Below are 24631 nucleotides of genomic sequence, written 5' to 3' on the forward strand. Positions count from 1 at the left end.
CTACCAGGAGTTACTTAAACGCGTCACTTAAACGTGTAGGTTGACTGAGCCGGTAAGCTAGCCCGCGATCGTGGGTTTGGCAAGAGGTCTGTCGGTGGGTCAGAGGCCAGAGGGCGGGGGGCGCATGGCGGGGACATCCAGAGGCAGACGGGTCACCAGTGGGGATGTCGCACGGGAGGCCGGAGTCTCACGCGCGACGGTGAGCTACGTCCTCAACGACACCCCGCACCAGAAGATCGCGGAGGCGACGCGCCGCCGGGTGTGGGAAGCCGCCGCCCGCCTCGGCTACGCCCCTTCGGCCGCCGCCCGCACCCTGCGGACAGGGCGCTCGGACATCGTGCTCGGCCTGCTGCCCGACTGGCCGATCCAGCACGTCCTCGGACGGCTCATCCAGCAGCTGACCAACGCCTTCGCCGAACACGAGTTCACCTTCCTCGTGCACTCGGCGGCCCACCCCGCCCGGCCGTTGCGCGAGATCTGGCGGGCCCTCACCCCGGCCGCCGTACTCGCCCTCAACGAGTTCCCCGAGTCCGAGGCGGACGCCATGCGGGCGGCGGGCATCGAGGTCGTCATGACGATGCACGGGGCGGTGGGGCGTGACCTCCGGTCCCCGCTGGTGGCCGAGGAACCGATCGGCGCGCTGCAGGCCCGCCACCTCGTCCCCGCGCACCGCCGGATCGGCTACGCCTACCCGGACATCGCCCGGCTCGACGTCCTCGCCCAGCCGCGCCTGGCCGGGGTCCGCCAGGTCTGCGACGAACACGGCCTCCCCGAGCCGGACGTCCGCACCGTTCCGCTGGAGATGAACGGCGCCGTGGACGCGGTGAAGGGCTGGCTCGCGGCGGACCCGCCGGTGACGGGCATCTGCGCGTTCAACGACGATGTCGCCATGGCCGTACTGATGGCCCTGCAGTCCCTGGGGCTGCGCGCCCCGCACGACCTCGCCGTGATCGGCGTCGACGACATCCCGACCTCGGCACTGCTGAGGCCCTCGCTCACCACCGTCGTCCGCGACACCGACGCCATCGCCCGAGGTCTGGCGCGCCGCATCGTCGACGCCCTCGACCACCAGGCCACACCCGCCGCCCTCGTCGAGGCTGAACTCCGGGTCCAGGCACGCGACTCGGCCTGACCGGCGCCGTTCAGTGGACCGGAGAGGGGCTCATCGGGCCGGGCCCGGCCTTGAATCCCGGGCTCGGCCCGGCCTTGGCACCCGGCCCGGCCGGGCCGGAATCCCGGGTTGGGCCGGGGCGGGGATCGAGGGCGGACGAGGTAGCCCGGCGGTCCGGATTGGTTCCCGGCGTGGGCCGTAGGGGGGCCGGGACGGGCCGGGTTGGTGGATCGGGGTTGGACGCGGCAGCGAGGCGGGTCAGGAGGCCGGTGCGTAGGGGGTCCGTGTCCGGGAGGTTGAGGTCGGTGGTGAGCGACAGGGCCCGGGTCCAGGCGTCGGCGGCGGCGTGGGTGTGGGCGGCGGTGTGCTGGATGTCGCCCAGGCGGACGAGTCCCGTGGCTTCGCCGTGTCGGTCCCCGGTGCGGTGGAACAGGTCGACGGCCTGCCGGTAGCAGTCGGCGGCCTCCTCGTGGCGGCCGAGATGGTGGTGGACGTAGCCGAGGCTGTCCTGGATGTGGGCCTGGCCGTTGAGGTCCTCGGTCTCCCGGGCCAGCTCGAGGGCCTCGCGGCAGTGGGCGAGCGCCTGCTGGTGGTCGCCGAGCTGGGCGAGGGTCCAGCCGATGTGGTTGAGGGCGGCGGACTGCCCGGCCCGGTCACCGGCGGCCCGGTGGTGCGCGAGGCTGTCGCGGGCATGGCCGAGCGCCCACAGGTGCCGTCCCTGCGCCTCGTACATACGGGACAGATGCTGGTGGATGCGGGCCTGCCCCGCGTGGTTGCCGGATTCGTCGAAGAGGTCCAGCGCCCGCAGGTAGTGGGCGCGGGCGTCGTCGGGGTGGTCGAGCCGGTCCTGCGCGAGCCCGAGCCCGCGGTGGGCGTCGGCCTGCCCGTCCTTGTCGCCCCGGCGCACCGCGGCCTCCAGCGCCGTGGTGTGGACAGAGGTCAGTGCCTGCCGGTAGCCGTGCCGGTCGAGATAGGTGGTGAGCGCGGCGGCGAGACCGCAGGCGTGGGTGTCGAAACCCGCGGCGGGGGCCTGTTCCACGGCGGCCAGCAGGACCGCGTGCTCGGCGGTGAACCACGCCTGTGCCTCAGGGTGGTCCGACAGCCGCACCGGCGAGGCGCCCGGCTGGGCGGGCGGCAGCGGAGTCGGCCGGGGCCGGGGCGTGAGCAGGGCGTCGGCGGCATGGGCGGTGTGCAGATAGTGGTCGAGCATCCGGAGTACGGCCGCGCTCCGGACCTCGTCGCTGTCGTACGCGGCGACCAGTTCGGCGGCGTAGACGCGCAGCAGGTCGTGGAAGGCGTACCGGCCCGGGACATGCTCGGTGAGCAGATGGCCCTGGACCAGCTCCGCCAGCAGCACACGGGCACGCGGCAGCGGCACGTCGGCCAGCGCGGCGACCGCCGGCAGCGAGGCGTCCGGTCCGGGATGCAGACCCAGCAGCCGGAACAGCCGGGCGGCGTCGGCACCGAGCGCCCGGTACGACCAGGAGAACACCGCCCGCACCTGACTGGCCGCCTCCCCACCGTCCAACGCGTCCAGTCGTCCGTCGGCCCGGCGCAGCTCCCCGGCGAGCGCCGCGAGCGGCAGACCCGGCTGCGCGGCCGCGCGGGCGGCGACGATCGCCAGCGCGAGCGGCAGCCCCACGCACCGACCCACGATCTCCCGTACGGCAGCGTGCTCGGCCGCCACCCGGTCCGCTCCCAGCCGGCCGATCAGCAACTCCCGCGCCTCACCGGGTCCGAGCAGACCGAGGGTCAGCAGATGGGCCCCCTCGGCCGCGGCCAGCCCGGTCAGCGCCCGCCGGCTGGTGACCAGCGCCAGACACCCGGGCGCCCCGGGCAGCAGCGGCCGGACCTGCTCGGCGTCACGGGCGTTGTCCAGCACCACCAGCACCCGCCGCCCGGCCAGCAGACTGCGGTACAGCCCCGACTGCGCCTCCAGACCGGCCGGGATACGGGACGGCGGCACCCCGAAGGCATCCAGGAACCCCCGTACCGCCTCCGCCGGACCCACCGCCGGCCCGCCGGGGTCGAACCCGTGCAGGTTCACATACAACTGCCCGTCGGGAAAGGCCCGTTGAGCCCGGCGCGCCCAGTGCACGGCCAACGCCGTCTTGCCCACCCCCGCGGTACCCGACACCGCCGAGATCACCACCGCCGACGGCTGCTCCACCGCCGAGGCGAGGATCTCGTCGAGCCGGGCGAGCTCCTGATCGCGCCCGGTGAAACCCCGTACGCCCATGGGCAGTTGTACGGGCACCTCGCCCGGCCGGGACAGGGGAGACGACGACGGTCGCGTCCCCCGACGGGCGAGGTGGGCCGCCTCGGCCTGCCCCCGGACGGTCGGTCGCGCGGACGGCGTCGACAGGCCTCCCCGCAGAACCGCCTGGTGCACCTCCCGTAACGCGGTCCCGGGGTCGGCGCCCAGCTCCTCCGCCAGCCGCCGCCGGACACTCGCGTAGCGGTCCAGCGCCTCCGCGCCGCGCCCGGCGGCGTGCAGCGCCCGCATCAGCGCCCCGGTCAGTGGCTCCACCAGCGGATACTCGTCCAGCAGTTCGGTCAGCGGACCGATCACGGCGACGGGATCGCCGACCCGCGACTCCAGGTGGGCCCACCCCACGGCGGCGTCCACCCGCTGCTGCCGCCATGCCTCACGCACCCGTCCCGCCCACTGTCCGCCCAGCCCGGCCAGCGGTTCGCCACGCCACAGACCGAGCGCCTCCCGCAGCAGCGACGCCCGCCCTTCCTCCGTCCGCCCCGACTCCCGTGCCAGGCCGACCAGTTGCCGGAATCTGTGGACGTCCACCTGTTCCGGGGAGGCCTCCAGCAGGTACCCGCCGGAACGGCGCACCAGGCGCAACCGGCCGTCCTCGGCGTCCTCCGCGTCCGCGTGCTGCTCGCACAGTCGCCGGATCCGGGCGACATGGGCGTGCACGGCACGCCGTGCGCCGTCGGGCGGATCGATGCCCCAGACCCGCTGGATCAGTACGTCGGCCGTGACGGGGCGGCCCGCGTCCACCGCCAGCGCCGCCAGCACGGCCCGGCGCTGGGGCGGCCCGACCTCCGCCGTCCGTCCCCGCACGGACAGTTCCACCACACCGAGAAGTCGCAAATCCATCACGTTCTCCGCACCCCCCGTGCAGATCTTCTCCACGTGTCGCGCACACTCTCACGCTGGGCGACAACGTATCGACAACGTTCTGAGCCACATTCGGACCTCAGTGTGTGGGGGAGGGAGGCGCCCACGCACGGCGGCGCTCCGCACACGGGGGACGTGGCGCGGCGAGCCGGGGAGTCGTGCGACACGGGCGGTCCGGCCGCGGGGACCCGAGCCGTCCGGGCTGCGGCCGCACTGCGGGCGGTGGTTGGGGAGAGCAACTTGAAGGAACCACGGGGAGCGACAGCGACAAGGACGGCACCTTCACCGGTGGGGCAGCTGGACCGGCTGACCGTGCCGGAGCAGGTGGCGGTGCGTCCGCCGGTCGTGCGGGACGTCGGCGGACGGAGCGTACTGGAGGGCGCCTTCGGGCTGCTGGAGGCGTTGGAGCGGGCCGGCCAGGCGGGACTGACCAGGCTCGCGGCGGAGTGCGGGCTGCCCAAGACGACCGCGTACCGGCTGCTGGAGCAACTGGTCGACCTGGGCGCCGTCGAGCGGAGCCGTACGGGTTATCGAGTGGGCTCGCGGATGTTCCGGCTCGGGCAGGCATGGCAGCCGTATCCCGGGCTGAGGTCCGCGGCCCGGGGGCCGGCCCGCAGGCTGGCACGCGCCACGGGCACCTCGGTCGGGGTCAACGTTCTGCGGGAGGGACGGACCCTGGTCCTCGACTGGACGGCCTGCGAGACCGACGACGTACTCGACCCGCAGCTCGACGGCACGGTCTGGCCGTGGTTCACCGCGGCGGGCAAGGTCCTGGTGGCCGGGACGCACCCGCGTCTCCCGTTGGGGGAGTTGCCCTCGTCCTGGCGACGGGAGTGCGCGTCGATCCACGAACGGGGCGTCGCCTTCGACCGGGAGGAAGTGGCGCCCGGCGCGTGCTGTGTGGCGGTGCCCCTGTACGGGCCGGGCGGCGTCCTCATCGCGTCGTTGAGCGTCGTGACCGATCCCGCGCACAGCCTGGACCGGCTCGTCGACGTGGTCCAGCAGACGGGCAGGACGATCAGCGCACGGCTGCGCGGCAGATGACCCCCCGCGCCGACGAACAGAATGCCAGCGAACAGGATGCCGACGAACGGAAAGCCGCACACCCCGTCGGGCCGGCGCACGTCAGTGATGGTGGCCCTGCCGGCCGAGGGTCTGTACAGGGGTCGCGCCGGGCCGCGTCCACTGCGGGACCGGGCGGCTCGTCGGGCCCCAGTCGGCGTTCCCGTCCGCGTCCGAGCGCCAGTACCAGCACGGGCTGTGCCCCTCGGGCCGGCCCGCCGGCTTGTCCTCCCACGCCTCGCCACGGCCGTAGGGCGTCATGTCGAGCAGGGCGAGGGAACCGTTGACCGGCTCGTTGCCACGGCCGGTCGTGGAATAGGTGAGGAACGCGCGGTCGCCGGAGCGCAGGAAGGAGGCGAGGTAACCCATCTCGCCGCCGATCGGCGCCTCCGTGTCGCGCACCGAGTACCAGGGCTGGGTGTAGCCCATGAACGAGACATAGGAGGCGACCTCGTCCCAGGGGCCCGTGGTCAGGACGGCGAACGAGACGCCGCGGGCGTTGAGATAGACGGCGTCCTTGAGATGCCAGGCCGTCGTGGTGCAGCCCTCGCACTGCCCCTGGTGGGGCGCGCCGTCGTACCACATGTGCTGGTAGACGACGAGTTCGTCCCGTCCCTGGAACAGGTCCAGGAACGGGACGGGGCCGTCCGGTCCGACGACCTCGGCCGTCCCGTCGACTTCCACCATGGGCAGTCGGCGGCGGGCCGCCGCGATGGCGTCGCCCTCACGCGTGTGGGCCTTCTCGCGGACCAGCAGCTCGTCCCTGGCCAGCTGCCAGGCGGCCAGGTCGACGACGGGCGGAAGGCCGTCGGCCGGTCCTGCGGTCGGGTCACTGGGCGTGGTCGTCATGGTGTCCTCCGTGGGGTCTGGTGCGACAGGGCCCCGTACGACGCCTTGTCACTGTCACCACAAGAGACTCGTGAGCCCGCCGGAACTCATCGCCCGGGGAGGAATTCTCTTCACGCCTCCTGGAGTGCGGGGACACGAAGTTCGCCCGAGCCCCGGGTGATCAGACGGGTGGGGACGGTGATCGTCCGGGCCCGGGAGCGGTCTCCGTCCAGGCGGGCCAGCGCCGTCGTCGCCGCCGTTCTGCCGAGTTCCTCCGCGTCCTGGGCCACGACGGTCAGGGCCGGCTCGAGTGCCTCGGCGAGCGCGATGTCGTCGAAGGCGACGACGGCGACGTCCTTGCGCCTGCCGCGGGCCAGTTCGGCGACTATGCCCAGCGCCATGATGTTGTTGCCGGCGAACAGGGCGGTCGGCGGATCGGCCAGCTCGAGGAGCCGGGCGGTCGCGGCCTCGGCGCCCTGTTGGTCGTGGGCGTTGGTGACGAGCGCGCGGTCGTAGGGGATGTCGGCCTCCTGCAGCGCCGACCGGTAACCGGCCAGTCGTTCACGGCGGGTGTACAGCTTCGGGGGCAGGTCACCGACGAATCCGATACGCCGGTGCCCGTGGGCGACGAGATGGGCGACCCCGCCGTGGGCACCGGCCCGGTTGGAGCTGACGATGCTGTCCGTGGCGAGACCGACGCCGGGCCGGTCGAGGAAGACCACGGGCAGTCCCGCCGTACGGTGGGACTTGAGGTGGGAGTGGTCGGCGCCGACGGACGGGACGACGAGCAGGATGCTGACCCGGCGGGCCAGGAACTTGTCCGTCAGGGCGCGTTCACGCTCGGGGGTGTCCGCGGAGGAGCCCATGAGGAGGGTCAGTCCGCGGTCGCGGACGGTGTCCTCGATGGCGCGGGCCACGGCCCCGAAGAAGGGGTTGGCGAGGTCGGGGATGACCAGGCCGATGGTGGTGTCGGGGCCGCCGACGCGGATGTTGCGGGCCATCAGGTTCGGCTGGAAGCCGAGCTTGGCCACCGCGGCGAGTACCTGTTCCCTGGTCTGCGCGGAGGCGGGTCCGTCCTCGTTGAGGACTCGGGAGACCGTCTTGGCGCTGACGCCGACTTCGCGGGCGACGTCGGCAAGGGTGGGGCGGCGGTTCGCTGCCATGGAGGAAACCGTCTCCTGAGGGCTCTCGGTTCCGGCCGCGGCCTCGGCCGGAGATGCGAGAGCGGGTTGAGCTGTCAGGTGGCCTGGACTCCGGCGGCCTTCGCGGCCTCCGAATCCGCTACGACAGTATCTCCGGCCTCGTCGATGCTGAGCGCACCGGTCATGATGGCCACGACCTCGGCCATCGAGTAGTCGGAGGGCTTGATCACGGCGGCCCGCCGGCCGAGCCGGTGGACATGGATCCGGTCCGCGATCTCGAACACGTGCGGCATGTTGTGGCTGATCAGGACGACCGGCATGCCCTTGTCGCGGACCCGGCGGATGAGGTCGAGGACCTGGCCGGACTCCTTGACGCCGAGGGCGGCGGTGGGTTCGTCCATGACGACGACGCTGCTCGCCCAGGCGACGGAGCGGGCGACCGCCACGGCCTGCCGCTGCCCGCCGGAGAGCGTCTCCACGGACTGCGTCAGCGAGCGCAGGCCGATCTTCAGGTCGGCCATGTGCTCGGCGGCCTCCTGGCGCATGCGCTTCTTGTCGAGCATGCGGAAGACGCTGCCGAGTACGCCGGAGCGGCGCAGTTCGCGTCCGAGGAACATGTTGGAGGCGATGTCCATGGACGCGGCCACGGCGAGGTCCTGATACACCGTCTCGATGCCGTGGGCGCGGGCGCTCTGCGGGCCGGAGAAGGTGATGGGTTTCCCGTTGAGGAGTATCTCGCCCGCGTCGGGGGTCAGCGCGCCGGTGAGGGCCTTGATGAGGCTGGTCTTGCCGGCGCCGTTGTCGCCGATGACGGCGAGCACCTCACCGGGCAGCAGGTCGAAGTCGGCGCCGTCGATGGCGGTGACCTGGCCGTACCGCTTGACCAGACCGCGGGCCTGCAGCACGGGCGTGGGGGAGGAGGGGGCGGTCATCGGGCCTTCTTCCGGGAGATCTGGTCGACGGTCACCGCGAGGATCACCAGGACGCCGGTGATCAGGGTCTGGTAGATGGAGGCGACGCCCATCAGCTGGAGGCCGTTGCGGAACACACCGACGATGAGGACGCCGATGAAGGTGCCGAGGACCGAACCCCGGCCGCCGAAGAGGCTGGTGCCGCCGAGGACCACCGCGGTGATGCTGTCGAGGTTGTCGGTCTGCCCGGCCTGCGGATCGCCCACCCCGGTACGGGAGATGAGCAGCACCGCGGCGATGCCGTAGAGCACGCCGGCCACGGTGTAGATGCCGATGGTGAGGCGGGAGGTGCGGATGCCGTTCAGCCGGGCGGCCTCGGCGCTGTTGCCCAGCGCGTAGACGTGCCGGCCCCACCCGGTGCTGCTCAGCGCGTAGGCGAGGAGGAGGAACAGCCCGATGGTGACCAGGGAGCCGTAGGTGATGTCCGTGTGACCGAGCGGGAAGGTCTCCCCGAGGGCGGTCAGCGAGCCGGGCAGGTTGGTGACCGTCTGCTCCTCGGAGTAGATGTGGGTCAGCGCGAACGCCACGTTGAGCATGCCGAGGGTCACGATGAACGGCGGCAGCGGGATCTTCTGCACCAACAGCCCGTTGAGCAGCCCGAAGCCGCCGCAGACCCCCAGGCCCAGCGCGATCGCGACCAGCGGCGGGACGGAGCCCTCGGCCGCCATCTTGGCGATCACGATGCTGCCGAACGCCATCACCGCACCGCACGACAGGTCGATGCCCGCCGTGAGGATGATCAGGGTCTGGCCGATGGCGAGGGTGCCCACGACCATGACCTGCTGCACGATCAGCGAGAAGTTCCCGCCGGTCAGGAACTGGTCGGTCGAGAAGGAGAAGAAGGCGCAGGCCAGGAGGAGGGCGGCCAGAGGTCCGGTGGTCGGCGCCGTGAGCAGTCTGCGAACGGTCGTCGGCGCTTTGAGCTCCGAGTACGGCGTGGTCGTGGCTGTCATGCGAAGTCCTTGTCGGAAGACAGATGTCCTGATAGGCGGGGCGATGGCACTAGGCGGTTCTGGCGAAGGTCGGTGCGCGACAGCGCCCGACAGGGGCGCGGGGAACTGCGCGACCAGCCCCCACCGGGCCAGCAGCAGAACACCGCGCGGCCGACCGCCCCGCCGAGGGGGTGTACGGATCAGGCGGGGTCCACTCAGCCCCAGCAGTTCTCCAGGCCGTACGCCGTGTCCTTCGACGCGACCCCGTCCTGCGCCTTGTCGCTGATCAGCGTGACACCGGTGTCGGTGTAACCGGACGCCTTCTTGCCGTCCTTGGCGAACGTGACGACAGCCTTGACACCCTCCGCGGCCATCTTCAGCGGGTACTGCTGCGACGTCGCGGCGATCTTGCCGTCCTTGACCGCCTGGGTGCCGGTGCAGCCACCGTCGACGGACACGATCAGCACGTCCTTCTCCCGGCCCTTGGCCTTCAGCGCGGTGTAAGCGCCCAGCGCCGCCGGCTCGTTGATGGTGTAGACCACGTTGATGTCGGGCGACTTCTGGAGACAGTTCTCCATCGCGGTCTGGCCCTTGGCCTGGTCGCCACCGGTGTCCTGGGCGCACACGACGTCCTTGTCCGTGGCGCCGAAGCCCTTCAGGAAACCGTCGTGGCGCTGGACGCCCACGGAGACGCCCGGCGCGAGGTCCAGAGCGGCGATCTTCGCCGTCTTGCCCTTCATCGCGGCCTTGGCGTACTCGCCGATCAGCTCACCGGCCTTGAGGTTGTCGGTGGCGAAGAGGGCGTCGACCGCGCTCTCCGGCTCGGTCGGCGTGTCCAGGGCGATGACCAGAACACCCTTGGCGCGGGCCTTCTCGATCGCCGGCACGATCGCCTTGGAGTCGCTCGGCGTGATCAGGATGCCCTTCACGCCGGCGGCGACCATGTTCTCGATGGCGGTGACCTGACCGGCGTTGTCCCCATCGAACTTGCCTGCAGCGGTGGACAGTTGGGCGCCGCTCTCCTTGGCGGCCTTCTCCGCGCCCTCCTTCATCTTCACGAAGAACGGGTTGGTGTCGGTCTTGGTGATCAGACCGACCTTGACCTCACCCGAACCGGAGCTCGACGACCCCGAACCGGAGCCGGATCCGCAGGCCGTCAGGGTGAGCGCCGCGACGCCCGTGACCGCGGCGACTCTGAGGAGGGAGGAGGACAGGCGAGTGGTGCGAGACATGATCGACTCCTGTGGGATGGCGGGCAGCACGGGGTTGGGATCAGAGAGTGCCGCCGGAGGTGTCATCGTTGACTTATGTCATCGTTGACACCGCCTGGCGAGGATGATGGACTCCGGATCCCGGCAACGTCAATGCCTTCCACCCGTCACAAATCGGCAACGCCCGCAGTCGTCGCCCTTTCCGAGGGAGAGCAGCCCATGAGCCCGCGCCAGATCACCGTTCTGGGAGAGTGCGTCGCGGACGCCTTCACCGAACCGACGGCAGACGCCTCGAACGAACTCGCCCTTCGGGTGCTGCCGGGCGGCGGACCCGCCAACACGGCGGTGTCCCTGGCCCGGCTCGGTACGCCGGCCCGCTTCCTCGCCCGCCTGTCCGGCGATGTGTTCGGCCGTCTGTTCCGCTCCCACCTGGAGGCGTCCGGCGTCGACCTGTCGTACGCGGTCGCCGCCGCCGAGCCCAGCACGCTGGCCGTGGCCGAACTGGACGCCACCGGGCAGGCCACGTTCTCGTTCCACGCGCAGAACACGGCCGACTGGCAGTGGACTTCGGCGGAACTGGCGCGAGCGGATCTGTCCGAAACGGCGTGCGTGCACACCGGATCGCTCGCACTGGTCCGTGAGCCCGGCGGAGCGGTGGTGGAGGAGTTCCTGCGGACGGCGGCGCAGCGGGCCACCATCAGCGTCGACCCCAACGTCCGGCCACTGCTGGTGCGCCCCGAGGCCTACCGCGCCCGGCTGGCGCACTGGTGCGCCCTCGCCGACATCCTGCGGCTGAGCGAGGACGACCTGGAACTCCTGCTGCCGGGCACCCCGCCCGAGCAGGCGTGCGACCTCTGGCATGCCGCGGGGGTACGGCTCGTCGTGATCACGCTCGGCGCCGACGGCGCACTGGCCTCACTCGACGGCGAACGCGTGCGGGTGCCCGCGGTGTCCACGCGGGTCGTCGACACGGTCGGCGCGGGTGACTCCTTCACCGCCGGCCTCCTGCACCACCTCGGCACCCTCGGCCTCCTCGGCGGCCGACTGACCGAACTCGGTATCGAGGAGGTGGAGGAGGCCTGCCGGTTCGGCGCCCGGGTCGCCGCACTGACCTGCTCGGTCGCCGGCCCGAATCCGCCGTGGAGCGACCAGTTGGCGCAGCTGACGGCCGTCGACGGGGTCTGACGCCCTGTCGCGGGCGCGCAGGCAATCCCGCCAGGACCATTGACGCACCGGCCGGATTCCGCCCATCATCGTGGCCTCTCGGTGTCATCGATGACACAAGTCAACGTTGACACCTGGCGTGCGCTCTGGAAGGTGACGTTTGCCGGGGCGCACTCCTCGGCCGCTCCACGCACGGGCCGCAGGCTCCGCCCAGTGGACGCACCAGACAGGAGACACCTTGAGCTCTGGACGTGTACTACGGCATGCCCGCGTACGAGCGCTCACGGCGGTGGCCGCCGTCTGCACCCTGTCGTGCACCCCGTTCACACCGCACGCCACGGCCGCCGATGCCCCGCCGTACTCCGAGACCTACCGGCCCCAGTTCCACTTCACCCCGCAGAAGAACTGGATGAACGACCCCAACGGTCTCCTGTACTACGCGGGCGAGTACCACCTCTTCTACCAGTACAACCCGAACGGCAACTCCTGGGGCGACATGTCCTGGGGGCACGCGGTGAGCAGCGACCTCGTCCACTGGCAGGAGCTGCCGCTCGCCCTCTCGCACGACGACAAGGAGATGGTGTTCTCCGGCAGCGCCGTCATCGACCGGGACAACTCCACCGGGTTCGGCACCCCGGCGAACCCGGCGATGGTGGCGGTGTACACCAGCTTGCGCAAGGACACGGGCGTCCAGGCCCAGTCCCTCGCGTACAGCACCGACCGCGGGCGCACCTGGACCAAGTACCAGGGCAATCCCGTCATCGACATCAATTCCAAGGACTTCCGCGATCCCAAGGTCCAGTGGTACGCGCCCACGAAGAGCTGGCTGATGACGGTGTCGATGTCCGTCGAGCACAAGGTGCGGTTCTACACGTCCAAGAACCTCAAGGACTGGCAGCTGCGGAGCGAGTTCGGGCCCGCCGGTGCGACGGGCGGCGTGTGGGAGTGCCCGGATCTGTTCCCCCTCGCCGTCGACGGGGACCCGAACAACATCAAGTGGGTCCTGGTCGTCAACATCAACCCCGGTGGTATCGCCGGCGGTTCGGCAGCCCAGTACTTCATCGGCGACTTCGACGGCACGAAGTTCACCGCCGAGGACAACGGTGTCTACACCCCGCCCGCCGGGACCGTCGTACAGGACTTCGAGGGCACCGGCTTCGGTTCGTGGACGGCCACGGGCACCGCGTTCGGCGCGGGACCGGCGGCCGGGACGCTCGACGGGCAGCAGACCGTCACCGGGTTCGACGGCAAGGGCCTCGCCAACAGCTTCCACTCCGGGGACGCCACCACCGGCACCCTCACCTCGCCCGCCTTCACCGTCGCCGGCCCCTACCTGAACTTCAAGATCGGCGGCGGCCGGCATCCGCACCGGCCCGGGAAGATCCTCGCCGACTTCGAGGGCGGTACCTACGGCGGCTGGACGACGACCGGCACCGCGTTCGGCCCGGCACCGGCCACCGGCACCCTCCCCGGTCAGCAGCAGGTCTCCGGCTTCCAGGGCAGCGGCCTGGTCAACACCTTCCTGAACGGCGACGCCACCGCCGGCACCCTCACCTCGCCCGAGTTCACCATCGACAAGCGATACGTCAACTTCCTCATCGGCGGCGGCAACCACCCCGTCGGCTCCGCCGACCCCACAGCCCTCGAACTCCTCGTCGACGGTCAGATCGTCCGCAGCGCCACCGGGAAGGACGCCGAGGCACTCGAGACGGCCTCCTGGGACGTCGGCGACCTCACCGGCAAGAAGGCGCGGATCAGGGTGGTCGACGCCAACACGGGCAGCTGGGGCCACATCAACGCCGACCAGATCGAGTTGTCCGACACCCAGGCCCAGCCCGGCTCCCAGGAGACCTCCGTCAATCTGGTCGTCGACGGTCAGGTGGTCCGCAGCGCGACCGGTTCCGACAGCGAGACGCTGGACTGGGCCTCCTTCGACATGCGCCCCTACATCGGCAAGCAGGCGCGGATCCAGCTCGTCGACATGAACACCGGCGGCTGGGGCCACGTCCTGGCCGACCGGTTCACCACCGCCGGCACGGCCGCGAAGTCCGTCGTGCAGCGCGCCGACTGGGCCGACTACGGCAAGGACTACTACGCCGCGGTTTCCTGGGAGGACGCGCCCGACGGCAAGCGTTACATGATCGGCTGGATGAACAACTGGGACTACGGCGGCGCAGTCCCCACGTCTCCCTGGCGCGGCGCACAGAGCATCCCCCGGGAGATGGCGCTGCGGACGATCGACGGCCGGATCCGCCTGACCAGCCGGCCCGTGAGCAGCGTGGCCTCCCTCTGGCAGAACCCGGTGTCGGAGACAGGCGGCACCGTCACTGACACCACCCGCCCTCTCATCGGCCCCGCAGCCGAGGGCAAGGCACTCGACATCGAGGCGACCTTCTCCCTCCAGGACGCCGACCGCTTCGGCCTGAAGGTGCGTACCGGGGCGAACGGCGAGGGGACCGTCATCGGCTACGACACCACGACCGGGGAACTGTACGTCGACCGCACCCTGTCCGGCGCCGTGGACTTCAACAGCACCTTCCCCGGCGTCCAGACCGCCCCGCTCAAGGCGGAGAACGGCAGGATCAAGCTGCGCGTACTCGTCGACTGGTCGTCCGTCGAGGTCTTCGGCGGCAGCGGCGAAGCCGTGATCACCGACCAGATCTTCCCGGATCCCGCCGCCCAGGGGGTACAGGTCTTCGCCGAGAACGGCTCGGTGAGGCTGGACAGTGCCGTCGTCCGGCACGTCGGCTCCGCCCATGGGTGACACATGCACCGCAACCGACGACCACACCCGACAACCAGAACCGACACCCACATCTGACGCACCGGCTGAATAGGACACACACGACCATGAGGAAAACGCTGCTCGCCGAGTTCACCGCCCGTGAGGGAGCGCGGGACGAGGTCGCCCGCATGATCGGCGAATACGCCCTGAAGGTGCGCGAGGAGGAAGGCAACATCGCCTTCGACGTCTACACCAGGGCAGGCGCCCCGCGCGCCTTCTGGATCTACGAGGTGTACCGCGACGAGGACGCCTTCAAGGCCCACCTGAACGCCCCGTACGGGGCCCCCTTCAACGCCGCTCTCACTCCGCTGATCGAAGAGGACGCCTCCGTGCTGACGTTCCTCGATCCACTGACGTGACGCGGCAGGGCTGAAACATGGAGCCGGGCCGCATCTCCCCAAAGACGCGACCCGGCCCGTTCATGACGGCAGTCCGGCAACGACTAGCCGATGACCCGGCCCAGTTCGATCCGGTCGATGTTCGGGGCCCACGCGCTCGCGTTCCCGAACGTCACCTTGTTGGGGCCCGCCTTCAGGTCGACGGGGACGCCCAGCGTCCAGTAGTCGTCCCAGCCCCAGGTGTTCTTGAAGGTGACCTTCCGGGGAGCGGCCGACCCGACTGTCAGGTCCGCCGTACGGGACATGATGTCGGTGTTGTACGAGTGGCCGTTGTCGCGCCGCTCGTTGTGCGCGTAGCTGATGACCAGCATGTAGCGGCCCGACTTGGGCGCGTCCACCGTGAACTCGGCCGTGCTGGCCGCGCTGTTGCCGAGCCAGCCGATGTAGGAACCGGCGGAGGCGTAGACCGAGTCGACCAGCTTGGCCCCACCTGCCAGGGTGGCCGCGGCGCCCTCGTAGGACAGGGTGCCGGCGGTCGAGCCGTTGCCCGAGACGTCGAGGGAGCGGACGGCGGCGGCCTTGGCCGTCAGCGCGACGCGGTTGTTGCCCGCGACCAGGTACAGCCGCAGAGCCTTGCCGGGCACCGCCGTCACCTTCTGGCCGTGCAACTCCAGCCGCACGGGCGCCGAGGAGCGCGGCACCACCGAGTAGTAGCCGTCGCGCGGTGCGTAGACGTCGAAGGTCGCCTTGTCCCCGGAGCGGAGGACGAGGGACCCCGTGCCGACGCCGGCCGACGAGGAGTAGTCGAAGGACGGCCGGCCGCTGATGTCCGCGAACGTGGCCTCGTACGACGCCGAGGGCGCGGCCGAGGTGCGGGCGGTCAAGTCGATACGGTCGAGGGTGACCTCCGTGTTGCCCTTGGCCAGCGTCAGCACGTGCTTGCCGGCCGGGAGGTCGACGGTGACGTCCTTCTTGGCGCGGTAGGTCCAGTTCTCGGTGGAGGGATAGGAGACGGTGACCGGGGTCGAACCGTCGACGCTGAGCTTCTGCGTGGCCGGCACACCGGACTGGTTGCCGTAGAGGATCGCCAGGTCGTAGGTGCCGGCCTTGGGCACGTCCACCGTGAAGTCGACCTTGCTGGTGGGCTGGTTGAGGGAGCCGACGTCCTTCGTCCCCGAGGCCGCGTAGCCGTTGGCGTTGCTGACCGTGCCCTGTGTGTAGACCTGGCCGTCGGTGATGGCCGCGTCCTCGGCCTCGTACGACGCCAACCAGGGGACGGACACGGCGGCCGGGGTGCCGGAGCCGCCGGGGGTGAGGACGATCCGGTACGCGGACATCTTGTGCAGGCCACGCAGCGGGACGGTCACCGTACCGTCGGCCGCCACCTTCACCTTCGTACGGGCGAGGACGCGCGGCGCCGCGTGCTGACCCTCGTAACCGGACCAGGCGGCCTCGGCGACGGTCGCGGTGACCGTACGTCCGAAGGCGGACCGGGAGACGTTCTGTACGACGACGTCGGCGTCACCGGCCGAGCCGCCGAGCAGGACCTGCGCCTGGCGGCGCTTCTTGTCGAAGGAGGCCAGACCCTGGAGGGTGTCGATGGTGTTGGCCTGCGGCGGGGTCACCTTGACCGTGTCGCCGGTCAGTCCCGCGTACCAACGGAAGTACCACCAGCCGCCGTTGGGGATGTTGCTGCGCACGACATTGCCGTCGAGGTTGCCGGCCGCGTCCCAGTAGGCCTGGTTGGCGTACACCTTGTTCCGCTCGAACATCGCGACCCACTGCGCGAGTTGGCCCGGAACGGACAGGTCGCGGCGGTTGGCGTACTCATCGATGTTGATCTTCAGGGGCGCTATGCCGAGTTGGCGTTCGATCGAGCGGTAATTGTCGTAGTTCCCCTGGAAGTTCTTCAGCGAGCTGGAGTCCAACTCGTGCCAGGTCATCACCTGGGGCAGGACGTTCTCCCGCTTGGCGAAGGCGAGGAAGTCGGTCAGCAGACGGTTGTGGTAGCCGGACTCGTTCGGGCCGGCGATCCTGGCGTCCGGGTCGATCGCGCGGATGCGCTGGTACACCGTCTTCCAGTCCTTGAAGAACCGGTCGCGGTTGATCTCGTACTGCGCCTGGTTCGAAGTGCCGAGGTTGTACCAGATCTGGTCGGGCTCGTTGAAGGGGATGTAGACGAACCGCTCGCTGTTCGGGTCGGCCGACACCTCCTTGACGATCTTGTCGACCTTGGGGAGGTAGTCGTCGATACCGAGGTCCTCGTACGGCCACTTCGCGTAGATGTCCTGCATCATCACGTTGATCTCGCCGCCGCCGTTGCGGAAGAACGACTTGGACACCGTGAGGGCGTCGCCGTTGGGGTGCTGGGCGCCGCCCTCCGGCTTCTGCGAGATGCTGGTGATCTTCAGGGGCGCCAGCATGGCGTCACTGGGTACGCCGTCGTCGCTGAGCCCGTACAGGGTGCCGTTGGCGCCGAGCGTCACCGGGCCCTCGGACGCGCCGAGATCGACGGTGACGCGCTGGGGCGCGGCCGCTGCCGCGGGGCCCGCGGCCGGAAGGGTGCCTGCCATGGCGGCTGCTCCAAGTACGGCTGTGGCAAGGACAGTTGCGGTACGGGATTTGGTGCCGGCTCGCGTGGTAGTGGGGGTACGGGTGCTCACGCTGAAGGACCTCCGGTCATTTGACGGCTCCACTGGTGATTCCGGAAACGATCTTTCGCTGGGCCACCAGGAAGATGGCGACCATGGGCAGGCTCATCACCACGACGTACGCGAAGACGAGATGCCAGTTGTTGAGGTAGAGCTGGGCGCTGGCGACCTTGTAGAGGTTGAGCGGCAGGGTCGCCTTGTCTCCGCCGCCGAGGACGAAGAACGCGTAGAAGATGTCGCTCCAGGCGTAGAGCATCACCATGATCGTCGCGGTGGCGATGACCGGCCTGAGCAGCGGCAGGATGATCTGCCGGAAGATCCGCAGCGGCGACGCCCCGTCCATCCGCGCGGCCTCCTCCAGCTCCACCGGAATGGCCCGGATGAAGCCGGTCATGAAGAAGATCGACGTGGACAGGTACATCCCGGTGTAGACGGCGATCATCCCCGGCCGGGTGCCCGCGAGCCCCAGCTGCCGCAGCTCCATGACGATGGTGATGACGGCGGGCGGCAGCAGCAGTCCGCTGATGCAGATCGCGTACGCGGCCGAGACCAGCTTCGACTTGCGGCGCGCGAAGACCCAGGCGGCGCCCGCCCCCAGAATGAGGACCAGGGCGACCGAAGGCACCACGACGAGGAGGGAGTTGAGGAAACCGTGCAGCATCTCGCCCTGGCTGACGGCGTCTTCGTAGTTGCTCGCCGGCTGCCAGTGCCGCGGCAGGTCCAGGTTCGGGGTGATCGCCTCGGCCTGCGGCTTGGCCGAGGTGACGGCGACCAGCCACAGCGGTACGCCGACGAACAGCCCGGCGAGCAGCAGGACGAGCGCCGGACGGCCGTACCGCCAGGCGGGGTTGACGGCGGACGCGCGCCCCACGACGGATGGGCCACCCAGGGCGGACGCGGGATTCACGGCGGTGCTCACAGCAGCTGCTCCCTTCGGCGCAGTCCGATGACGAGGGGGATCGCGACGGCGACCACGACCAGGAAGAGGACGAGGCTCATCGCGGAGGCCTGGGCGTACAGGCCCTGACCGAAGATGCGGAACATGTAGATGTTGAAGACCTCCGTGGAGCCCGCGGGCCCGCCGCCCGTCGTGGCCTGCACGATGTCGAAGGTGTTCATCGAGCCGATCAGCGCCGTGGTGACGTTGAAGGTGAGGGCGGGCGCCAGCATCGGCCAGCGCACCGACCAGAAGGTCCGCCAGGGACTTGCGCCGTCACACTTCGCGGCCTCGAGCATCTCGCCGGGGATGCCCTTGAGGCCGGCCAGATAGATCAGCATCGACAGGCCCATCCACTTCCAGCCGTGGATGACGGTGACCAGGACCAGCGTCCAGGTCGTCGAGCCGAGCCACGGAATGTCCGTGCCGAGCAGGCCGTTGACGGCGCCGTCCTGGTTGAACAGGGACTGGAAGACATAGCCGGTGGCGAGCGCGGAGATGAGCACGGGCAGGAAGAAGACCGCGCGGAAGAACCGGTTGAACCGGGTGTCCGGCTCCAGCAGCAGGGCCAGCCCCAGCCCGAAGCCGTTCTGGAACACCGCTGCCAGCAGGGCGTACAGCAGGGTCGTACGGATCGCCCGCAGCAGTGAACCGTCGTCGGCGATGGTGCTGAAGTTGTCGAGGCCGGTGAAGGCGATGTCCGGGTGGTACGAGGACCAGTTGGTGAACGGGTAGTAGAAGTTGAGCAGGTTCGGCACCAGGAAGAACGCCGCGAAGAAGACGATCGCTGGGAGGGCGAACCACCAGGGGTGGTGGACGGCGGCGCGGGGCAGCCGTCCCACCTTTCCCGCCCGGCGCTTGGCGGGCGCCGGTTTCTGCGTGCGCGTGCGTATGGCCGTGTCCGCCATCGGGGAAATCCTTGCCAGTCGGGTCGGTCGATCCAGAAAGCCGGTGCGGAGGCCGGGGCACAGGGACCGATGCGGAGATGGGTACGGAGGCCTGTGACGGGGCCGGGTCTGCAAGCCGGTCCGGAAGTCGTCGTCGTCCTAGAAGCCGGGCGCGCCCTGGGCCTTCGCCACCTGCGAGAACTGGTCCTCGATCGCCTGCGCGACCTGCTGCGGACTCTTCTTGCCGTAGAGCATGTCCGCGAGGTACAGGTGCGTGTCGGGCGCGACGATCGCCTTCGCCTGGAAGACACCGATCGCCGTGGGCAGCGCCTTGACCTGGGCCATCGACGCCTCGGGGAGGCCGGCGGGGGTCGGTACGGACGGCTCGACGGAGGGGATCTTCATCGTCTTGATGTAGTCGGCGTAGTCCGGGCCGAGCCAGAAGGCCAGGAACTGCCGGGCGGCGTTCTGCCGCTTCTCGTCACCGGTCTTGAAGGCGACGACGCCGTTGGTCTGGTCGGGGGAGTACATGCCGGTCGCCGAGGAGTTGGCGATGGGGAACCAGCCGATCTTCTTGTCGATCTCGGCCGTGGAGTACTTGGCCTGCAACTGGCTCTGGAACGAGGTGACGTTGAGGACCATGCCCGACTCGCCCTTCCACAGGGAGTCGGCCTGCCCGGTGAAGGTGCCGGTCCTGTAGTTCTTCTGCGCGAGCCCGGCGTCGAGCAGCTTCTCCTTGTACTTCTTGATGGCGCCGACCACGACCGGGTCGGTCCACTTCACCTTGTTCTGGTTGAGGTCGGCCCACCACTGCTTGTCGAGGTCGGTGAGCTGGACCTGCATCTGCCACTGGAGCGGCCACTTGTCGCCGCCGGCCTCGTAGAAGCCGGCCGCGTCGGTCTTGTCCGTGATCGTCTTGCCGAGGGCCAGCAACTGGTCGTACGACTTGGGGAAGTCGGCCTCGCTCAGCCCGGCCTTCTTGAAGACGTCCTTGTTGTAGTAGACGCCGAGCATGGCGGGGCTGGTGACGATCGCCGCGTACCGCTTGCCGTCGATGACACCGAGCGACTTCTCGGTGTCGCCCAGCTTGGACACCCACTCCTCCCCGTCGAGGGTGAGGAGGTTCTGCTTCGGCTGGATGAAGGGCAGTGTGGAGATGGACGGCTGCCAGAACATCAGGTCCGGCTTGTCGCCCGAGGCGAGCTTGGTCGGCACGTTCTGCTCGTACAGGTCGGGGATCGCCTGTGTCTCGACCTTGGCTCCGGTGGCCTTCTCGAAGGCGTCGATGACCTGCTTGGGCGCGTTGAGGGTGTTCTGCGCGGTCCACATGGTCAGCTTCACGCCGTCCAGACGGGCGGTCGGGTCGACCTTCGTCTGCTTGGCCCCCGAGTCGGAGGAGGAATCGGAGCCGCCGGCGGTCGGGTCACTGCAGGCGGTGACGGACAGGGCGGCGGCGCATATGAACGCCAGCGCGGGGAGGACTCTTCTCGTCATGACGTGCCTTTCGCGAACGGGCTCAGACAGGCGGCGGATCGTGAAGTGGTCGGGCTGAGGGGGCGCGGGTGGACCGACTCGGGGGGAGCAGGTGGGGGGAGGGGGAGTGGATGAGGGAGGGGCGAGGTGGGGGAGTTGACAGGGGGGCGTGGTGAGGTGGGGTGGGCTGGAGTTGGCGGGCAGTGGTGGGGCGGGTGGGCCGGAGTCGGAGGGCAGTTGAGAGGCGGGTGGGGTGGAGCTGGCGGGTAGTTGGGCGGCGGTGGGGCGGAGTTGACAGGGGGCGTGGCGAGGTGGGGTGGGCTGGAGTTGGCGGGCAGTGGTGGGGCGGGTGGGCCGGAGTCGGAGGGCAGTTGAGAGGCGGGTGGGGTGGAGCTGACGGGTAGTTGGGCGGCGGTGAGGCGGAGCTGACAGGGGGGGCGTGGCGAGGTGGGTGGGCCGGAGTCGGCGGGCATCGGCGAGGCGGGTGGGGCGGAGTTGACCGGGGGAGCGGCGAACGGGCGGAGCAAGCTGGGGGGGGGGCGGAGCCGAGGGGGATGCGGGGTACGGGGTGGGTGCCGAGCCGGTGATGGATCGACGGGCGCTGCTCAGGTCGAGCGAAACGCGGCTTCAGCCGCGTCCGGGCGGCGGCCCCGAGCTCTCCCGCACCACCAGTTCCGGTACGGAGACGGGGTGCGGGGCGATCTGCGCCGACTCCTCCAGGACGCCGTGCAGCAAGGCGAACGCGGACCGTCCGAGGCCGGTGAAGTCCAGGCGTACGGTCGTCAGTGACGGGGTGAGATACGCGGAGTGCGGGGCGTCGTCGAACCCGGCGACGCTCACCTCGCCCGGGACCGCGCGCCCCGCCTCGTGGAGGGCGCGGATCACCCCGAGGGCGAGGTCGTCGTTTCCGCACAGGATCGCGGTGACGCCGGTGTCCTTCGCGAGCTTCCGGCCGGCCGCGTGACCGCCCGCCGGTCCCCAACTCCCCTGTAGGGGACGGGGTTCCGGCGCTCCCGCCTCCCGGAGAGCCTGTCGCCAGCCGGTCGTTCGGGCGCTGGTACGGCGGGTGCTGGACGGGATGGCGACGTAGTGCACGGTCTCGTGGCCGAGGGAGAGGAGATGCCGGGTGGCCTCGTAGGCGGCCTCGCGGTCGTCGGCCCACACCCACGGGCGGTCGCCGCCGGGCGGGGTCGCGGGGGTCTCGACGACACCGACGACGGGGAGTTCGGCGGGAACGGCACCCAGGGCCCGAACACCGGCCGGATCGTATGCGATCACGATCAGTCCGCCGCCCGCGTCCGCCGCCCGCCGCACCTGGGCGTCGATGGCGGGCTCGTCGGCCGCGTCGGTCGATTCGAGCACCCCGACGCCGACCGTGTACGCGGCGGCGCGGGCGGCCTCCTCGATGCCCTGGAGGATCGAGGCGTAGCCGTAGTGCGTGGTGTTGGAGGTGAGCACGGTCACGGCCCGGCTGCGTCCGCTGGCGAGGGCGAGCGCGTTGGAGTTGCGCCGGAACCCCAGTTCGTCGATGGCGGCGAGCACCCTGTCGCGGGTCGACGGCTTGACGCTGGGGTGGTTGTTGATCACCCGGGAGACGGTCTGGTAGGAGACTCCGGCCGCGGTGGCGACATCCCGGATGCTCACTGAGCGTCTTGTGTGACCGGTCACATTCATGCCAGGATTGTGACCGGTCACATGAGGGCCGTCAAGAGACCGTAACCAGCAATTCACGCGGTAGAAGCAGACCGTCGGCCCAGGCGGCATCGGGAGGGGAAGACGTTGACCGGTACGTCCGATTCGGCGGGCACGGCCCCCCACACCACCACTGACCAGCACTTTCTTTGGGGTCATCGCGCCCTGGAGGCCGAGTTCGCCACTGGCGCCGACGGCGCCCTACGACTCGTACGCCTGTCCCGCCCCGACCCCGAAACCGTCCCCGGCGGGCGACCGGACACAGGTGCCCCGGCGCCCGAACCCAGCCCTGACGCCCCCCTCCACCTCGTCGAACTGACCGCGCTCGGTCACGGCAGCGGCTGGTCGGGCCCCCGCTTCACCGGTACGGCACTGGGCGCCCGACTGCGGCACCGGGGACACACCACCCGGCAAGCCGACGGCTGGACGTACCTGACCGTCGAACTCCACGACCCCGTCAGCGCGTTGACCGCCTTCGTCGAGCTGTCGTCGCCCGTCGGACTGCCCGTGCTGCGCTCACGCGTCCGCCTGCGCAACGAGGGGGAGGAACCTGTCGTCGTCCAGTCCGTCAGCAGTCTGGTGCTGGGCGCCCTCCCCTCTCCGGGCCGTCTCGACGTCCACCGCGCCCGCAACGACTGGCTGGCGGAGTGCCGTTGGCACACCGAAGCGCTGCGCGACACCGTCGCCGACATCCACGTGGACGTCCACCAGCACGACAGCCGGGCGGCCCTCACCCTGACCGGACGCGGCAGTTGGTCCACCGACGGGCATCTTCCGATGGGCGCCCTCACCGAACGAGGCGCCGACCGGGCCTGGTTGTGGCAGATCGAGTCCCCGGCCGCCTGGCGCTGGGACCTGGGCGAGCGCGACCACGGCACGTATCTGGCGCTGAACGGACCCACGGACGCGGAACACCAGTGGCGGGTCCGCCTGGCGCCCGGCGCCGAGTTCACCACCGTGCCGGGCGTCCTGGCCCTGGGTTCCGGCCTGGACGACACCTTCGCCGCCCTGACCTCGTACCGCCGTGCCGTGCGCCGCCCGCACCCGGACCACGCCACCCTGCCGGTCGTCTTCAACGACTACATGAACACCCTGATGGGTGATCCGACGACGGAGAAACTGCTGCCGCTGATCGACGCCGCCGCCGAGGCGGGCGCCGAGTACTTCTGCGTCGACTCCGGCTGGTACGACGACAGCACCGAGGGCTGGTGGGACAGCGTCGGCGAGTGGCTGCCCTCACCGCGCCGCTTCCCCGACGGCGGAATCCAGGCGGTCCTGAACCGCATCAGGGAACGCGGAATGGTGCCCGGCCTGTGGCTGGAACCGGAGGTCGTGGGCGTACGCAGCCCGGTCGCGGCCGAACTTCCCCCGGAGGCCTTCTTCCAGCGGGACGGCATACGCATCGCCGAACAGGGCCGCCACCAGCTCGATCTGCGGCACCCGGCCGCCCGGGCGCACCTCGACAAGACGGTGGACCGCATCGTCGGCGACTGGGGCGTCGGCTATCTCAAGCTGGACTACAACATCGTGGTCGACCCAGGAACCACCGCTCCCGGCGACATCGCACCGGGCGCCGGCCTCCTCGGCCACGCCCAGGCGTACCTGGACTGGCTCTCCGAGGTGCTGGACCGGCACCCCGGGCTGGTGATCGAGAACTGCGCCTCGGGCGGAATGCGGATGGACGGGGCGACGCTGGCCGTCACCCAGCTCCAGTCCACCAGCGACCAGCAGGACCCGCTGAACTGCCCCCCGATCGCCGCCGCCGCGCCGACGGCGGTCCCGCCCGAGCAGGGCGCCGTCTGGGCGTACCCGCAGCCCGCGTTCGACGACGACCTGATCACCTTCACCCTGGGCGGGGCCCTGCTGGGCCGGATCCATCTGTCGGGCCATCTGGACCGAATGTCGGAACACCAGCTCGGGCTCGTGCGGAACGCGGTGGCCGTGTACAAGACACTCCGCGGTGATCTCGCCGAGGCCGTTCCCTTCTGGCCGCTCGGTCTGCCGGGATGGACGGACGAGTGGCTGGCCCTGGGCATGCGGGCGCTGGACGGCCGCACCTCCTACCTCTCGGTCTGGCGACGCGACGGAGAGTCCGAACTCCGGCTGCCGATACGGCACTTGGCGGGCCGGGAGGTCAGTACGGAGATCCTGCACCCCTCGGCTCCGACAGCCGGCTCGGCGGTCTGGGACGGGGAGGGGCTGCGGGTGTCGCTGCCGCGTACGCCGGCTGTTCTGCTGATCAGGCTCACCGAGGAGGCGGGCGGGCCGATGGCCGCGCCCTCGAGGAGGCGGCCTTAGGTCTTTCATGGCT

At 70.4% G+C, this 24631-nt stretch carries 17 protein-coding genes; 6 read left to right on the forward strand and 11 right to left on the reverse strand.

Annotation, left to right across the window (positions count from 1 at the left end; genetic code table 11):
• The first annotated feature begins 124 nt into the window (after window positions 1-124).
• Entirely contained in the window at window positions 125-1132 is a 1008-nt protein-coding gene (locus ABZ855_RS31815) for a LacI family DNA-binding transcriptional regulator (RefSeq protein WP_360812761.1), read from the forward strand.
• A 10-nt stretch (window positions 1133-1142) separates the two neighbouring features.
• Here the strand turns inward: ABZ855_RS31815 and ABZ855_RS31820 are convergent, their stop codons facing one another.
• The gene (locus ABZ855_RS31820) at window positions 1143-4226 is read right to left on the reverse strand and encodes a BTAD domain-containing putative transcriptional regulator (protein ID WP_360812763.1); all 3084 of its coding nucleotides are present in this window, start codon (window positions 4224-4226) and stop codon (window positions 1143-1145) included.
• Between the two features lie 309 nt (window positions 4227-4535).
• On the opposite strand from ABZ855_RS31820, the gene ABZ855_RS31825 reads away from it, so the two are divergent.
• Window positions 4536-5291 carry a helix-turn-helix domain-containing protein gene (locus ABZ855_RS31825; protein WP_360812765.1) on the forward strand — a complete coding sequence of 252 codons (756 nt, stop codon included), beginning with the start codon at window positions 4536-4538 and terminating at the stop codon, window positions 5289-5291.
• An 81-nt stretch (window positions 5292-5372) separates the two neighbouring features.
• Here the strand turns inward: ABZ855_RS31825 and ABZ855_RS31830 are convergent, their stop codons facing one another.
• The 5 genes from ABZ855_RS31830 to ABZ855_RS31850 all read right to left on the reverse strand — a co-directional run bounded on the left by ABZ855_RS31830 (window position 5373) and on the right by ABZ855_RS31850 (window position 10414).
• Entirely contained in the window at window positions 5373-6158 is a 786-nt protein-coding gene (locus ABZ855_RS31830) for a DUF899 domain-containing protein (RefSeq protein ID WP_360812767.1), read from the reverse strand.
• Window positions 6159-6268: 110 nt separating this feature from the next.
• Window positions 6269-7300: a LacI family DNA-binding transcriptional regulator gene (locus tag ABZ855_RS31835; protein ID WP_360812769.1), complete on the reverse strand. Its 1032-nt coding sequence runs from the start codon at window positions 7298-7300 to the stop codon at window positions 6269-6271.
• 74 nt (window positions 7301-7374) lie between these two features.
• Window positions 7375-8211: an ATP-binding cassette domain-containing protein gene (locus ABZ855_RS31840; protein ID WP_360812771.1), complete on the reverse strand. Its 837-nt coding sequence runs from the start codon at window positions 8209-8211 to the stop codon at window positions 7375-7377.
• On the reverse strand, window positions 8208-9203 hold the full coding sequence (locus ABZ855_RS31845; RefSeq protein ID WP_360812773.1) for an ABC transporter permease: 996 nt from the start codon (window positions 9201-9203) through the stop codon (window positions 8208-8210). The genes ABZ855_RS31840 and ABZ855_RS31845 overlap by 4 nt, the downstream gene beginning before the upstream one ends.
• A 194-nt stretch (window positions 9204-9397) precedes the next feature.
• On the reverse strand, window positions 9398-10414 hold the full coding sequence (locus tag ABZ855_RS31850; protein ID WP_360812775.1) for a sugar ABC transporter substrate-binding protein: 1017 nt from the start codon (window positions 10412-10414) through the stop codon (window positions 9398-9400).
• Between the two features lie 198 nt (window positions 10415-10612).
• On the opposite strand from ABZ855_RS31850, the gene ABZ855_RS31855 reads away from it, so the two are divergent.
• The 3 genes from ABZ855_RS31855 (at window position 10613) to ABZ855_RS31865 (ending at window position 14701) form a co-directional block, all read left to right on the forward strand.
• The gene (locus ABZ855_RS31855; protein WP_360812777.1) at window positions 10613-11578 is read left to right on the forward strand and encodes a carbohydrate kinase; all 966 of its coding nucleotides are present in this window, start codon (window positions 10613-10615) and stop codon (window positions 11576-11578) included.
• A gap of 217 nt (window positions 11579-11795) precedes the next feature.
• Window positions 11796-14321, forward strand: a complete 2526-nt coding sequence (locus tag ABZ855_RS31860) for a GH32 C-terminal domain-containing protein (RefSeq protein ID WP_360812779.1) — start codon at window positions 11796-11798, stop codon at window positions 14319-14321.
• Between the two features lie 86 nt (window positions 14322-14407).
• Window positions 14408-14701: a putative quinol monooxygenase gene (locus ABZ855_RS31865; protein WP_360812781.1), complete on the forward strand. Its 294-nt coding sequence runs from the start codon at window positions 14408-14410 to the stop codon at window positions 14699-14701.
• Window positions 14702-14784: 83 nt separating this feature from the next.
• Here the strand turns inward: ABZ855_RS31865 and ABZ855_RS31870 are convergent, their stop codons facing one another.
• The 5 genes from ABZ855_RS31870 to ABZ855_RS31890 all read right to left on the reverse strand — a co-directional run bounded on the left by ABZ855_RS31870 (window position 14785) and on the right by ABZ855_RS31890 (window position 22302).
• Window positions 14785-17253 carry a CBM35 domain-containing protein gene (locus tag ABZ855_RS31870; protein WP_360812783.1) on the reverse strand — a complete coding sequence of 823 codons (2469 nt, stop codon included), beginning with the start codon at window positions 17251-17253 and terminating at the stop codon, window positions 14785-14787.
• Between the two features lie 106 nt (window positions 17254-17359).
• Window positions 17360-18202 (reverse strand): carbohydrate ABC transporter permease, encoded by an 843-nt coding sequence (locus ABZ855_RS31875; protein ID WP_360812814.1) that lies wholly within the window; start codon window positions 18200-18202, stop codon window positions 17360-17362.
• 44 nt (window positions 18203-18246) lie between these two features.
• Entirely contained in the window at window positions 18247-19176 is a 930-nt protein-coding gene (locus ABZ855_RS31880) for a sugar ABC transporter permease (RefSeq protein WP_360812785.1), read from the reverse strand.
• Window positions 19177-19314: 138 nt separating this feature from the next.
• A complete protein-coding gene (locus tag ABZ855_RS31885; RefSeq protein ID WP_360812787.1) occupies window positions 19315-20649 on the reverse strand; it encodes an extracellular solute-binding protein in 1335 nt (444 codons plus the stop codon).
• Window positions 20650-21255: 606 nt separating this feature from the next.
• Window positions 21256-22302 carry a LacI family DNA-binding transcriptional regulator gene (locus tag ABZ855_RS31890; protein ID WP_360812789.1) on the reverse strand — a complete coding sequence of 349 codons (1047 nt, stop codon included), beginning with the start codon at window positions 22300-22302 and terminating at the stop codon, window positions 21256-21258.
• A 105-nt stretch (window positions 22303-22407) separates the two neighbouring features.
• On the opposite strand from ABZ855_RS31890, the gene ABZ855_RS31895 reads away from it, so the two are divergent.
• Window positions 22408-24618 (forward strand): glycoside hydrolase family 36 protein, encoded by a 2211-nt coding sequence (locus tag ABZ855_RS31895; RefSeq protein WP_360812791.1) that lies wholly within the window; start codon window positions 22408-22410, stop codon window positions 24616-24618.
• Window positions 24619-24631 lie beyond the last annotated feature (13 nt).

Origin of the sequence: Streptomyces sp. NPDC047042 (genome assembly GCF_040644035.1) — a bacterium.
Classification (GTDB): Bacteria; Actinomycetota; Actinomycetes; order Streptomycetales; family Streptomycetaceae; genus Streptomyces.